The organism is Pseudomonas sp. GNP012, assembly GCF_054343835.1.
In genome coordinates, this window is the sequence record NZ_JBTGUU010000001.1 from 400,755 (window position 1) to 413,623 (window position 12,869).

At 60.3% G+C, this 12,869-nt stretch carries 12 protein-coding genes; 8 read left to right on the forward strand and 4 right to left on the reverse strand.

Annotated elements, in window-relative coordinates; translation table 11 throughout:
- Positions 1–48 precede the first annotated feature (48 nt).
- The 3 genes from ACXX83_RS01760 to ACXX83_RS01770 are packed head-to-tail and all read right to left on the reverse strand — an operon-like array spanning position 49 to position 2,444.
- Positions 49–456 carry a DNA polymerase III subunit chi gene (locus ACXX83_RS01760; protein ID WP_217837291.1) on the reverse strand — a complete coding sequence of 136 codons (408 nt, stop codon included), beginning with the start codon at positions 454–456 and terminating at the stop codon, positions 49–51.
- An 8-nt stretch (positions 457–464) separates the two neighbouring features.
- Positions 465–893, reverse strand: a complete 429-nt coding sequence (locus ACXX83_RS01765) for a DNA polymerase III subunit chi (protein ID WP_015093639.1) — start codon at positions 891–893, stop codon at positions 465–467.
- 60 nt (positions 894–953) lie between these two features.
- Positions 954–2,444, reverse strand: coding sequence for a leucyl aminopeptidase (locus tag ACXX83_RS01770; protein ID WP_015093640.1), 1,491 nt, complete (start codon positions 2,442–2,444; stop codon positions 954–956).
- A 432-nt stretch (positions 2,445–2,876) separates the two neighbouring features.
- Here ACXX83_RS01770 and lptF point away from each other — a divergent pair, with 432 nt between their 5' ends.
- From lptF to pdxJ, 8 genes are all read left to right on the forward strand, one after another.
- Positions 2,877–3,995, forward strand: a complete 1,119-nt coding sequence (gene lptF / locus ACXX83_RS01775; RefSeq protein ID WP_217837292.1) for an LPS export ABC transporter permease LptF — start codon at positions 2,877–2,879, stop codon at positions 3,993–3,995.
- On the forward strand, positions 3,988–5,049 hold the full coding sequence (gene lptG, locus ACXX83_RS01780) for an LPS export ABC transporter permease LptG (protein WP_458547419.1): 1,062 nt from the start codon (positions 3,988–3,990) through the stop codon (positions 5,047–5,049). Before lptF ends, lptG begins: the two co-directional genes overlap by 8 nt.
- Before the next feature lie 171 nt (positions 5,050–5,220).
- Positions 5,221–7,020 (forward strand): translation elongation factor 4, encoded by a 1,800-nt coding sequence (gene lepA / locus ACXX83_RS01785; protein WP_007973962.1) that lies wholly within the window; start codon positions 5,221–5,223, stop codon positions 7,018–7,020.
- A 5-nt stretch (positions 7,021–7,025) separates the two neighbouring features.
- Positions 7,026–7,880 (forward strand): signal peptidase I, encoded by an 855-nt coding sequence (gene lepB / locus ACXX83_RS01790; protein ID WP_015093643.1) that lies wholly within the window; start codon positions 7,026–7,028, stop codon positions 7,878–7,880.
- 185 nt (positions 7,881–8,065) lie between these two features.
- Positions 8,066–8,755, forward strand: coding sequence for a ribonuclease III (rnc, locus tag ACXX83_RS01795; protein ID WP_007973960.1), 690 nt, complete (start codon positions 8,066–8,068; stop codon positions 8,753–8,755).
- Positions 8,748–9,650 (forward strand): GTPase Era, encoded by a 903-nt coding sequence (gene era, locus ACXX83_RS01800; RefSeq protein ID WP_007973959.1) that lies wholly within the window; start codon positions 8,748–8,750, stop codon positions 9,648–9,650. The genes rnc and era overlap by 8 nt, the downstream gene beginning before the upstream one ends.
- Before the next feature lie 131 nt (positions 9,651–9,781).
- Positions 9,782–10,471, forward strand: coding sequence for a DNA repair protein RecO (gene recO, locus ACXX83_RS01805; protein ID WP_217837294.1), 690 nt, complete (start codon positions 9,782–9,784; stop codon positions 10,469–10,471).
- A 52-nt stretch (positions 10,472–10,523) separates the two neighbouring features.
- Positions 10,524–11,270, forward strand: a complete 747-nt coding sequence (pdxJ, locus tag ACXX83_RS01810) for a pyridoxine 5'-phosphate synthase (protein WP_217837295.1) — start codon at positions 10,524–10,526, stop codon at positions 11,268–11,270.
- 126 nt (positions 11,271–11,396) lie between these two features.
- Here pdxJ and mltF read toward each other — a convergent pair whose 3' ends face one another.
- Positions 11,397–12,857, reverse strand: coding sequence for a membrane-bound lytic murein transglycosylase MltF (gene mltF, locus ACXX83_RS01815; protein WP_015093646.1), 1,461 nt, complete (start codon positions 12,855–12,857; stop codon positions 11,397–11,399).
- Positions 12,858–12,869: the final 12 nt, after the last annotated feature.

Here is a 12,869-nt window from a genome sequence, read left to right on the forward strand (position 1 = left end):
CATCGCGAGCAAGCTCGCTCCCACAGAAGAGCCCTCACCGCAAGTTGTTCAATCGTTGTACTGGCTCAACAACCGCTCCAGTCGTGCACTGAGGCGGCGTTTGATTTCGGTCTCGATGTGCGGGGCGAAATCGTCGATCACGTCTTGCATGATCAACTGCGCGGCGGCGCGAAGTTCGCTGTCCAGGTGCAACAGGTCATCCGGGTTCTTGCTGGCTGCAGGCGCCGGCGCAGCAGTGATGACCGGCTCTACGATCGGGGCAGGGGCTGTCGGTTCGACGGGCGGCGAAGGCTCGCTGACCGCGTCGAACAACATGGGAATCTGTTCCTGATCGCCTTCCTCGACCGTGTCGGTCAGCAGGGGCGGTTGCAGGTTGTCATCGCCGAGCAATTGGCGGATCGACTCAAGGTCGTCCAGCAGGTGCGCGGACTGTTGCAGCGGTTTTGGAGTGTCCATTGGAAGGCTCAGAGTCGCTGTAAACGGTGATCTTGCAGAGGATAGCCCTGTTCGCGGTAGAAACGGAAACTCTCCCGCGCGGCCTGGCGAATCGTCGGGTCTTCCACCACCACTTCCGCCACGCGGGCGAAACGCTGGGCGAAGGCCGGGACTTTCAGGTCGAGATTGACCAGCAAGTCCTGATGCTGACCGCAATCGTCACCCAGACCCAGGACAATCAAGCCATCCGGTTCGTTTTCGGCGGGGCCGTGGGGAACGAAGCTTTCACCCTTGAACGTCCAGAGGCGTGCGTCGAGATCGTTGCGTTGGGCGGCGTCACTGCAATGCAGGTAGACGCGGTGCCCCATGCGCCAGGCCTTTTCGGTGAGCTTGCAAGCGAAATCCAGGCGTGCCGAAGGATCGGCGCTGGGCAGGATATAGAAGTCGACTTTGGTCATTGCGGTTCCTGAGCCCTTGGGGGCACTGCCCGAAAGCAATGCCCCCCAGGGTCATTGGTTTCAGGCTTTGGCGCGGTCCAGCAGGTATTGGGTCAGCAGAGGAACCGGACGGCCAGTGGCGCCCTTGTCCTTGCCGCCGCTGGTCCAGGCGGTGCCGGCGATGTCCAGGTGCGCCCAGTTCAGGTTCTTGGTGAAGCGCGACAGGAAGCAGGCGGCGGTGATGGTGCCGGCTTTCGGGCCGCCGATGTTGGCGATATCGGCGAACGGGCTGTCCAGCTGTTCCTGATACTCATCGAACAGCGGCAGTTGCCAGGCGCGGTCGTCGGCAGCCTTGCCGGCGCTCAGCAGTTGGCCGATCAGTTCGTCGTTGTTGCCCAGCAGGCCCGACGTGTGGGAACCCAGAGCGACCACGCAGGCACCGGTCAGGGTCGCGATGTCGATGACCGCTTGCGGCTTGAAGCGCTCGGAGTAGGTCAGGGCGTCGCACAGCACCAGACGGCCTTCGGCGTCGGTGTTGAGGATTTCCACGGTCTGGCCGCTCATGGTGGTGACAATGTCGCCAGGGCGCGAAGCGTTGCCGCTCGGCATGTTCTCGGCACAGGCCAGGATGCACACCAGGTTGATCGGCAGCTTCAGTTCCAGCACGGCACGCAGGGTGCCGAACACGCTGGCGGCACCGCCCATGTCGTACTTCATTTCATCCATGCCGGCGCCTGGCTTGAGGCTGATGCCGCCGGTGTCGAAGGTGATGCCTTTGCCGACCAGCGCATACGGCTTCTCGGATTTCTTGCCGCCGTTGTATTGCATGACGATCAGGCGTGGCGGCTGGGCGCTGCCCTGGCCTACGGCGTAGAACGAACCCATGCCCAGGGCCTTGATCTTCTTCTCGTCGAGGACTTCGACTTTCAGATCCTTGAATTCCTTGCCGAGGTCTTTCGCCTGCTCACCGAGGAAGGTCGGGTGGCAGATGTTTGGTGGCAGGTTGCCCAGGTTACGGGTGAAGGCCATGCCGTTGGCGATGGCAGTGGCGTGAGTCACGGCGCGCTGCACTTCAGCTTGAGCGGCCTTGATGGTCAGCAGGGTGATTTTCTTCAGGGCGCGGGGATCGGCTTTCTGGCTCTTGAACTGCTCGAAGCTGTACTCGCCGTCCACCAGGGTTTCGGCCAGCAGGCGGGTCTTGCCATAGCTGTCGCGGCCCTTGACCACGACTTCGTCGAGGGCCAGTACCGCGTCGCTGCCGCCCAGGCCCTTCAGGGTGTTGAGGATGCCAGCGATGATTTTGCGGAACGGGCGGTCACCCAGTTCGTCGTCCTTGCCAGTGCCCACCAGCAGAACACGTTCGGCCTTGAGGTTCGGCAGGCTGTGCAGCAACAGGCTCTGGCCAACCTTGCCGGCCAGGTCGCCGCGCTTGAGCACTGCGCTGATCGCGCCGCCGCTCAGTTCGTCGAGTTGTCTGGCGACGGCGCCGAGCTTGCGGCCTTCGCCGACGGAGACCACGAGAGTGGCGGTCTTCAACGTTTCCGGGTTGACGCTTTTTACAACCAGTTCCATGTCCGGGTCCCTGAATTGATGGTTATCACGCATGCACCCGACACCTTATGTGCGTCGATTGCTTATATGAAGAAAGGCGCCAGGATCGACCGGCGACAAAGGCCGCAGTTTGAACCTCGCTACCGGCGGCTGACAACCCTCGGTTGTACGATCTTCATGGAATTGACGGCCTCTGTAGGAGCGAGCCCGCTCGCGAAGAACCCGAGACCACCGCGGGGCTTCAGGCTCTCCGCGTTATCGTTGACGACCATCGTCGGAACGCCGCCCGGAGCAAGCTCGCCCCTACACCCTGCGGCCCTATGCATTGCGCAGTGACAGGCGCACCCAATCACAGGATAATGCGCCATCTTTTTTCGGCGGCTCTGTCTTGCGGGCTGTCCGATATGTTTGCTTGTTTGGCCGCCTTAGCCTGACAACCCTGGAGTGTCTGGTTTGATCGTCTTCCGTTATCTGTCCCGCGAAGTCCTGTTGACCTTGAGCGCCGTCAGCGCCGTGCTGCTGGTCATCATCATGAGCGGTCGCTTCATCAAATACCTCGCCCAGGCGGCCTCGGGCCTGCTGGATCCGGGCTCGCTGTTCCTGATCATGGGCTTTCGCATGCCAGGGTTCCTCCAGCTGATCCTGCCGCTGGGGCTGTTTCTCGGGATCCTGTTGTCCTACGGGCGGCTGTACCTCGAAAGCGAAATGACCGTGCTCTCGGCCACCGGCATGAGTCAGCAGCGGCTGGTCTGGATGACGATGTTTCCCGCCACCCTGGTTGCACTCGTCGTCGCGTGGCTGAGCCTGAGCCTGGCGCCACAGGGGGCCAATCAGTTTCAGCTGCTGCTGAACAAGCAGGATGCGCTCACCGAATTCGATACACTGGAGCCGGGGCGCTTCCAGTCCCTGCGTGACGGCACCCGGGTCACCTATACCGAGCGCATGTCGGATGATCGCGTGAATCTGGGCGGTGTGTTCATCTCGCAAAAGAACATCAGTTCCAACAACAAGGATCGCGGAATTTCCGTGCTGGTGGCGGAAAAGGGGCGTCAGGAAATTCGCCCGGACGGCAACCGCTACCTGATCCTGGATAACGGCTATCGCTATGACGGTAGTCCGGGTCAGGCCGACTACCGGGCGATCAAGTACGAAGAGTACGGCGTATTGCTGCCAAAGCCGGAAGTCAGCGACGAAGTCACCGACCGCGATGCGATGCCGACCAGTACGTTGATCGGCAGTGAAGACATTCGCATGCGCGCCGAATTGCAATGGCGCATATCGCTGCCATTGCTGGTGTTCATCGTGACCTTGATGGCGGTGCCGCTGTCGCGGGTCAACCCGCGTCAGGGCCGATTCCTCAAATTATTGCCGGCGATTCTTCTTTATATGGCTTACCTGAGCATTCTGATTGCCGCCCGCGGTGCCCTTGATAAAGGCAAGATCCCCGCCGCGGTGGGCTTGTGGTGGGTGCACGGGATTTTCCTCACCATTGGCCTGGGCCTGCTCTATTGGGAGCCTTTGCGCTTGAAGCGGGCGAGTCGCCGCAGCGCGCTGGAGGTGGCCCGTGGTTAAGCTGGATCGCTACATTGGTAGCAGCGTGTTCATGGCTATTCTCGCGGTGCTCGGGATCATTCTTGGTCTGGCGACGCTGTTTGCCTTCATCGATGAGATGGGTGAAGTCAGCGATACCTACACCCTGGTCGATGTGCTGGGCTATGTGACGCTGACGGCGCCGCGCCGGATGTACGAAATGCTGCCGATGGCCGCGCTGATCGGTTGCCTGATCGGCCTGGGCAGTCTGGCCAGCAACAGTGAATTGACGATTATGCGCGCCGCCGGTGTGTCGATCGGCCGGATCGTCTGGGCGGTCATGAAACCGATGCTGGTGTTGATGCTGGCGGGCTTGCTGATTGGCGAGTACGTTGCTCCGCCTGCTGAAACCGCCGCGCAGGCCAATCGCTCGCTGGCCCAGGGCAGCGGCGATGCACAAAGCGCCAAGCACGGTTTGTGGCACCGCCAGGGCGATGAGTTCATTCACGTCAACTCGGTGCAGCCTAATGGCATCCTGTACGGCGTGACTCGCTATCGTATCGACAGCGAGCGGCACATGCTGTCGGCGAGTTTCGCCAAGCGTGCCGAGTTCGACACGGATCACTGGCAGTTGACGGACGTCACGACCACAGTGTTCCACGAGCGCAGTACTGAAGTGGTGTCGCACCCGGTCGAGCGTTGGAACGTGGCCTTGAGTCCGCAACTGTTGAGCACCGTGGTCATGGTGCCAGAGTCGCTGTCGATCAGCGGTCTGTGGGGTTATATCCACTACCTGGCGGACCAGGGGTTGAACAACAGCCGTTACTGGCTGGCATTTTGGGTCAAAGTGTTGCAGCCGCTGGTGACTGCCGCCCTGGTGTTGATGGCGATTTCCTTCATCTTTGGTCCGCTGCGTTCGGTGACCCTGGGTCAACGGGTGTTCACCGGCGTGCTGGTGGGCTTCACCTTCCGCATCGTTCAGGATTTGTTGGGCCCTTCGAGCCAGGTGTTCGGCTTCCCTCCGTTGCTTTCGGTGCTGGTGCCGGCGGGTATTTGTGCCGTGGCCGGGCTCTGGCTGTTGCGCCGGGCAGGTTGATGGCGGGCTTTTTCCGACCGCTTTGACGATCAAAAACGCCCTTGTCGCAAGACCGGGGCGTTTTTGTAGGTGCCGTCTGACCTGCGAACGTGACGCTTGTGCCGTGGATCAGGTACAATTCCCGGCTATTTTTCGGCGGGCTATGCCTGCAGCCTTTTTGAGTGTTGATCCGTGAGTGATTTGAGTCATATCCGCAATTTCTCCATCATCGCCCACATTGACCATGGCAAGTCGACGCTGGCCGATCGCTTCATCCAGATGTGTGGCGGCCTGGCCGAGCGCGAAATGGAAGCCCAGGTCCTGGACTCCATGGACCTCGAGCGCGAGCGCGGGATCACCATCAAGGCGCACAGCGTTACTCTGTATTACAAAGCCAAAGACGGTATCAACTACCAGCTGAACTTCATTGACACCCCCGGCCACGTTGACTTCACCTACGAAGTCAGCCGTTCGCTGGCGGCCTGTGAAGGCGCGCTGCTGGTGGTCGACGCCGGCCAAGGCGTTGAAGCGCAGTCGGTTGCCAACTGCTACACGGCGATCGAGCAGGGCCTGGAAGTGATGCCGGTGCTGAACAAGATCGACCTGCCACAGGCCGATCCTGAGCGTGTCAAGGAAGAAATCGAAAAAATCATCGGCATCGATGCCACCGACGCGGTCACTTGCTCTGCCAAGACCGGTCTGGGCGTCGATGAAGTGCTCGAGCGCCTGGTGACCACCATTCCTGCGCCGACCGGCAACATCGAAGATCCGCTGCAAGCGTTGATCATCGACTCCTGGTTCGACAACTACCTGGGCGTTGTCTCCCTGGTGCGCGTGCGCCACGGCCGCGTGAAGAAGGGCGACAAGATCCTGGTCAAGTCCACCGGCAAGATCCACCTGGTGGACAGCGTCGGTGTATTCAACCCGAAACACACCCCGACCGTTGACCTGAAGGCCGGCGAAGTGGGCTTCATCATTGCCAGCATCAAGGACATTCACGGTGCGCCAGTGGGCGATACCCTGACCTTGAGCTCGACGCCGGACGTCGACGTGCTGCCAGGCTTCAAGCGCATTCAGCCGCAGGTGTACGCCGGCCTGTTCCCGGTCAGCTCCGACGACTTCGAAGACTTCCGCGAGGCGCTGCAAAAGCTCACCCTCAACGATTCGTCGCTGCAATACACGCCGGAAAGCTCCGACGCCCTGGGCTTCGGCTTCCGCTGCGGCTTCCTCGGCATGCTGCACATGGAAATCATCCAGGAGCGCCTGGAGCGCGAGTACAACCTGGACCTGATCACCACGGCGCCTACGGTAATCTTCGAGCTGCTGCTCAAGACCGGCGAGACGATCTACGTCGATAACCCGTCGAAGCTGCCGGACCTGTCTGCCATCGAAGACATGCGCGAGCCGATCGTGCGCGCCAATATTCTTGTGCCGCAAGAGCACCTGGGCAACGTCATTACCCTGTGCATTGAAAAACGCGGTGTACAGGTCGACATGCTGTTCCTCGGCTCTCAGGTACAAGTGACCTACGACTTGCCGATGAACGAAGTGGTGCTGGACTTCTTCGATCGCCTGAAATCCACCAGTCGCGGCTATGCTTCTCTGGACTACCATTTCGATCGTTACCAATCGGCCAGCCTGGTGAAACTGGACGTGCTGATCAACGGTGACAAGGTCGACGCCCTGGCGCTGATCGTGCACCGTGACAATTCGCACTACAAAGGTCGCCAGCTGACCGAGAAGATGAAGGATCTGATTCCTCGGCAGATGTTCGACGTGGCAATCCAGGCCGCCATTGGCGGGCAGATTGTGGCGCGGACAACCGTCAAGGCGCTCAGAAAGAACGTATTGGCCAAATGCTACGGTGGTGACGTCAGCCGTAAGAAAAAGCTGCTGGAAAAGCAAAAGGCCGGTAAGAAACGCATGAAGCAGGTCGGCAACGTGGAAATTCCACAGGAAGCCTTCCTTGCAGTGCTCAGGTTGGATAGTTAGGTCCTATGTCACTAAATTTCCCGCTGTTGCTGGTCATCGCCGTATTTGTCTGCGGCTTGTTGGCGTTGCTCGATCTGTTGATCCTGGCCCCGCGTCGGCGTGCCGCCATCGCTTCCTATCAGGGCAGCGTCAGCCAGCCTGACATGGTCGTGGTCGAGCAGCTGAACAAAGAGCCGCTGCTGGTCGAATACGGCAAGTCGTTCTTCCCGGTGTTGTTCATCGTGCTGGTGCTGCGTTCGTTCCTGGTGGAACCGTTCCAGATTCCTTCCGGTTCGATGAAGCCAACCCTGGATGTCGGTGACTTCATCCTGGTGAGCAAGTTTTCCTACGGGATCCGCTTGCCGGTGATCGACAAGAAAGTCATCGAAGTCGGTGATCCGCAGCGCGGCGATGTGATGGTATTCCGCTATCCGAGCGATCCGAACGTCAACTACATCAAGCGTGTGGTTGGCTTGCCGGGCGACACGGTTCGCTACACCGCCGACAAGCGTCTGTTCGTCAACGGTCAATCGATTGCCGAGCAACTGGTCGGCTCCGAGCCGGGCACGCTGGGCAGCGCCGAGCTCTACAAGGAAAAACTCGGCGCCGCCGAGCACATGATCCGTAAAGAGATGAGTCGCTACCGCGCCATGCCGGACCATTCGTGGACCGTGCCGGCCGGGCACTACTTCATGATGGGCGACAACCGCGACAACTCGAACGACAGTCGCTACTGGGATGATCCGAGCATTCCCAAGGATCTGCTGGGCATGGTTCCCGACAAGAATATCGTCGGCAAGGCCTTCGCGGTCTGGATGAGCTGGCCGGAACCCAAACTCAGTCACCTGCCGAATTTCTCGCGGGTTGGCCTGATCAAGTAATCAAACACGGCGCTGTTGAACACAGCGCCGAATGCATTTCTGGAACCTGAAGAAGGTGACGGAAAAAGCATGAAGCCAATGATATTCAGGACGTTATTTTTGAACACAGCGTTAATTGTCCCAAGCCTGCGCCGCCTCACGGCGATGGCAGTGCAATCGAACCACGAACTCAGCGTGGGTAAACCGTGAGCGTCTCCTTAAGCCGTCTAGAGCGTCAGCTCGGCTACACCTTCAAGGATCAGGAACTGATGGTCCTGGCCCTGACTCACCGCAGTTTTGCCGGGCGTAACAACGAGCGCCTGGAATTCCTCGGTGACGCCATCCTCAACTTCGTCGCCGGCGAGGCGTTGTTCGAGCGTTTCCCGCTGGCTCGCGAAGGCCAGTTGTCGCGTTTGCGCGCACGCCTGGTGAAAGGTGAGACCCTGGCCGTACTGGCCCGTGGTTTCGATCTGGGCGAGTACCTGCGCCTGGGCTCCGGCGAGCTGAAAAGCGGCGGTTTCCGTCGCGAGTCGATTCTGGCCGATGCCCTCGAAGCGCTGATCGGTGCGATCTACCTCGATGCCGGCATGGAAGTGGCCCGCGAGCGTGTGCTCGCCTGGCTGGCCGGAGAGTTCGAAGGCCTGACGCTGGTCGACACCAACAAAGATCCGAAGACCCGCCTGCAAGAGTTCCTGCAGTCCCGTGGTTGTGAGCTGCCGCGTTACGAAGTGGTGGATATCCAGGGTGAGCCGCATTGCCGGACGTTCTTCGTCGAATGCGAAATCATCTTACTGAATGAAAAAAGCCGAGGTCAGGGTGTGAGCCGTCGTATTGCCGAACAGGTAGCGGCCGCCGCAGCACTGATTGCCCTGGGTGTGGAGAATGGCAATGACTGATACAAACGCAACGCGCTGTGGCTATGTTGCCATCGTCGGCCGTCCGAACGTGGGCAAGTCCACGCTGCTGAACCACATCCTGGGTCAGAAGCTGGCGATCACCTCGCGCAAGCCGCAAACCACCCGCCACAACATGCTCGGTATCAAGACCGAGGGCGATGTGCAGGCGATCTACGTCGACACCCCCGGTATGCACAAGGGTGGCGAGAAGGCCCTGAACCGCTACATGAACAAGACCGCTTCGGCGGCGTTGAAAGACGTCGACGTGGTGATCTTCGTGGTCGACCGCACCAAGTGGACCGAAGAAGACCAGATGGTCCTCGAGCGTGTCCAGTACGTGACCGGCCCGCTGATCGTGGCGCTGAACAAGACCGATCGCATCGAAGACAAGGCCGAGCTGATGCCGCACCTGAGCTGGTTGCAGGAGCAGCTGCCGAATGCGCAGATCATCCCGATTTCCGCGCAGCACGGGCATAACCTCGATGCACTGGAGCGGGTGATTGCCGAGCACTTGCCGGAAAACGATCACTTCTTCCCGGAAGACCAGATCACCGACCGCAGCAGCCGCTTCCTCGCCGCCGAGCTTGTGCGCGAGAAAATCATGCGCCAGATGGGCGCCGAACTGCCATACCAGATCACCGTCGAGATCGAAGAGTTCAAGCAGCAGGGCAAGACCCTGCACATCCATGCCTTGATCCTCGTCGAGCGCGATGGCCAGAAGAAAATCATCATTGGCGACAAGGGCGAGCGCATCAAGCGAATCGGCACCGAAGCGCGCAAGGACATGGAGCTGCTGTTCGACTCCAAGATCATGCTCAACCTGTGGGTCAAGGTTAAGGGCGGCTGGTCCGATGACGAGCGCGCATTGCGTTCGCTGGGTTACGGCGACCTGTAATACCCCGAAAGCCCCTCTGTAGGAGCGAGCTTGCTCGCGATGGACTTGAGAGCGCCGCGTTCATTCAGAAAGCCCGCGTTATCGTTATCCACCATCGCGAGCAAGCTCGCTCCTACAGTATGTGAGACTTGATGTCCTCAACTCCGCCCATCGCCCAACCCGCCTACGTCCTGCACTCGCGCGCCTACCGTGAAAACAGTGCGCTGGTGGATTTCCTGACGCCGCAAGGCCGGCTGCGGGCGGTGTTGCGCAGTGCGCGAGGCAAGGCCGGGACGCTGGCACGGCCATTCGTGCCATTGGAAGTCGAGTTCCGGGGCAAGGGCGAACTGAAGAACGTCGGGCGCATGGAAAGTGCCGGTGTTTCTACCTGGCTCAATGGCGAGGCGCTGTTCAGCGGTCTTTACCTCAATGAGCTGCTGATTCGCCTGTTGCCTGCCGAAGATCCCCATCCCGCCGTATTCGAACATTACGCCGCGACCCTGCTTGCTCTGGCCGAAGGTCGGGCGCTGGAGCCGTTGCTGCGTTCGTTCGAATGGCGCTTGCTCGATGATCTTGGCTACGGATTCTCACTGACTGCGGATATCCACGATGAGGCCATCGCCCCCGACGGTCTCTACCGTTTGCAAGTGGATGCCGGGCTGGAGCGGGTCTACCTGCTGCAACCGGGTCTGTTCAACGGCACCGAACTGCTGGCGATGGCCGATGCCGACTGGAGCGCACCGGGTGCGTTGTCGGCGGCCAAGCGTTTGATGCGTCAGGCATTGGCCGTGCATCTGGGTGGACGCCCACTGGTTTCCCGCGAGTTGTTTCGAAAGCCGTAATTTCCCCGTGTATGCTGTGCACCGAACTTTCTCTTCTTCTGGAGCGCTTTCTGTGACCACCAGCACCCGTATTCTTCTTGGCGTGAACATCGACCACGTTGCCACCCTGCGTCAGGCCCGGGGCACCCGTTATCCGGACCCGGTCAAGGCAGCACTGGACGCGGAAGAGGCGGGGGCTGACGGCATCACCGTGCACCTGCGCGAAGACCGCCGGCATATTCAGGAGCGCGACGTTCTGGTGCTCAAGGATGTGCTGCAAACCCGCATGAACTTCGAAATGGGCATCACCGAAGAAATGATGCAGTTCGCCGAACGCATCCGCCCGGCGCACATTTGCCTGGTGCCGGAAACCCGTCAGGAGCTCACCACCGAAGGCGGACTGGATGTGGCGGGGCAGGAAGCGCGGATCAAGGCGGCGGTGGAGCGCCTTTCGAAGATCGGCTCCGAGGTGTCGCTGTTCATCGACGCCGATGAGCGTCAGATCGAAGCCTCGCGCCGTGTTGGCGCCCCGGCCATCGAACTGCACACCGGGCGTTATGCCGATGCCGAGACACCGACCGAAGTCGCCGAAGAACTCAAGCGTGTCGCCGATGGCGTGGCCTGCGGCCTGGCCCAGGGCCTGATCGTCAATGCCGGGCATGGCCTGCATTATCACAACGTTGAAGCCGTGGCGGCGATCAAGGGCATCAACGAGCTGAACATCGGGCATGCGCTGGTGGCCCATGCGTTGTTCGTTGGCTTCAAGTCGGCGGTGTCGGAGATGAAGGCGCTGATTCTGGCGGCTGCTGCCAAATCTTAAAGCCAACAGATTGCCAATGTGGGAGCGGGCTTGCTCGCGAAAGCGGTTTATCAGTCAACATCTCTGTTAGCTGACACTCCGTCTTCGCGAGCAAGCCCGCTCCCACATTTGATCTCGGTTGTTCTGTCAGAGCGGCGCAGGCTCTTGAGCCGGCTTGCTCTTGTCGATCCCCGGAACCAGCAGTTTGCCCTCGGCGACCTGGTCGCCTTCAAGCTGTGGCTGGGTTACCCAGGTCAGGATGTCGTAGTAGCGACGGATGTTCGCCACGAAATGCACCGGTTCGCCGCCGCGGGCGTAGCCGTAGCGGGTCTTGCTGTACCACTTTTTCTCGGACAGGCGCGGAAGGATCTTCTTCACGTCCAGCCATTTGTCCGGGTTCAATCCTTCCTTGGCCGCCAGTTTGCGCGCGTCGTCCAGATGGCCGCTGCCGACGTTGTAGGCCGCCAGGGCAAACCAGGTACGGTCCGGTTCCTGGATCGAGTCGTCGAGCTGTTCTTTGATGTAGGCCAGGTACTTGGCGCCGCCCATGATGCTTTGTTTCGGATCGAGGCGGTTGGACACGCCCATGGCCTGCGCGGTGTTCTGGGTCAGCATCATCAGGCCGCGAACACCGGTCTTGGACGTGACGGTCGGTTGCCACAGGGATTCCTGATAGCCGATGGCCGCCAGCAGGCGCCAGTCGACTTTCTCTTTCTTGGCGTAGGACTTGAAGTGCTGTTCGTACTTGGGCAGGCGTTGCTGCAAGTGTTGGGCAAAGGTGGTGGCGCCCATGTAGCCGAGAACGTCGACGTGCCCGTAGTAACGATCCTTGAGGCGTTGCAGGGTGCCGTTTTTCTTGACCTTGTCGAGGTAGTCGTTGATTTCGTTGAGCAGGCTGTTGTCGTCGCCCAGCCCGACGGCCCAGCTCTGGTTGCTGGCGTCACCGAGGTCGAAGGCGACCCGGATGTTGGTGAAGTACACCTGGTTCATCGCGACTTCGTTGGAGTCGACCAGCGTCAGGTCGATCTGACCTTCGTCGACCATGCGCAGGAGATCGACGACCTCGACTGCGTCAGACTCTTCGTATTCGATGCCGGGAAATTTCTGTTTCAGCTTCGCCAGCTGTTCGGCGTGGGTGCTGCCCTTGAGCACCATGATTTTCTTGCCCACCAGGTCCTTGGCGTCGGTCGGCCGTGACTGGCCGTTGCGGTAGATGACCTGCGGGGTGACTTCCAGATAAGAGTGCGAGAAGCGCACCTGCTTCTTGCGTTCTTCGCTGCTGACCAGACCGGCAGCCGCCAGCACCGGGCCGTTGGGCTTGCCTACCTGGTTGAACAGGTCATCGAGGTTGTCGGCGGTCTCGATCTTGAGCTCGACCCCCAGATCGTCGGCGAAGCGCTTCACCAGCTCGTATTCGAAGCCGGTTTCACCGTTGCGATCCTGAAAGTAGGTGGCGGGGCTGTTTCGGGTAACCACCCGCAGCACGCCATCCTCCTTTACGCGCTCGAGCGTGTTGGGTTTATCAACACAGGCGCCGAGCATCAGGAAGAGTCCGGTTGCGATCAGCCATTTGGCGTACCGCGGACGCAAAGCCATTGGGAAAAACATCTGCGCAGTATA

Bases quoted from the DNA above. Each gene is read 5' to 3' on its own strand.
- ACXX83_RS01760 (WP_217837291.1), bottom strand. From the start codon at position 456: ATGGACACTCCAAAACCGCTGCAACAGTCCGCGCACCTGCTGGACGAC.
- ACXX83_RS01765 (WP_015093639.1), bottom strand. From the start codon at position 893: ATGACCAAAGTCGACTTCTATATCCTGCCCAGCGCCGATCCTTCGGCA.
- mltF (WP_015093646.1), bottom strand. From the start codon at position 12,857: ATGTTTTTCCCAATGGCTTTGCGTCCGCGGTACGCCAAATGGCTGATC.
- ACXX83_RS01770 (WP_015093640.1), bottom strand. From the start codon at position 2,444: ATGGAACTGGTTGTAAAAAGCGTCAACCCGGAAACGTTGAAGACCGCC.
- era (WP_007973959.1), top strand. From the start codon at position 8,748: ATGACTGATACAAACGCAACGCGCTGTGGCTATGTTGCCATCGTCGGC.
- lepB (WP_015093643.1), top strand. From the start codon at position 7,026: ATGTCACTAAATTTCCCGCTGTTGCTGGTCATCGCCGTATTTGTCTGC.
- recO (WP_217837294.1), top strand. From the start codon at position 9,782: ATGTCCTCAACTCCGCCCATCGCCCAACCCGCCTACGTCCTGCACTCG.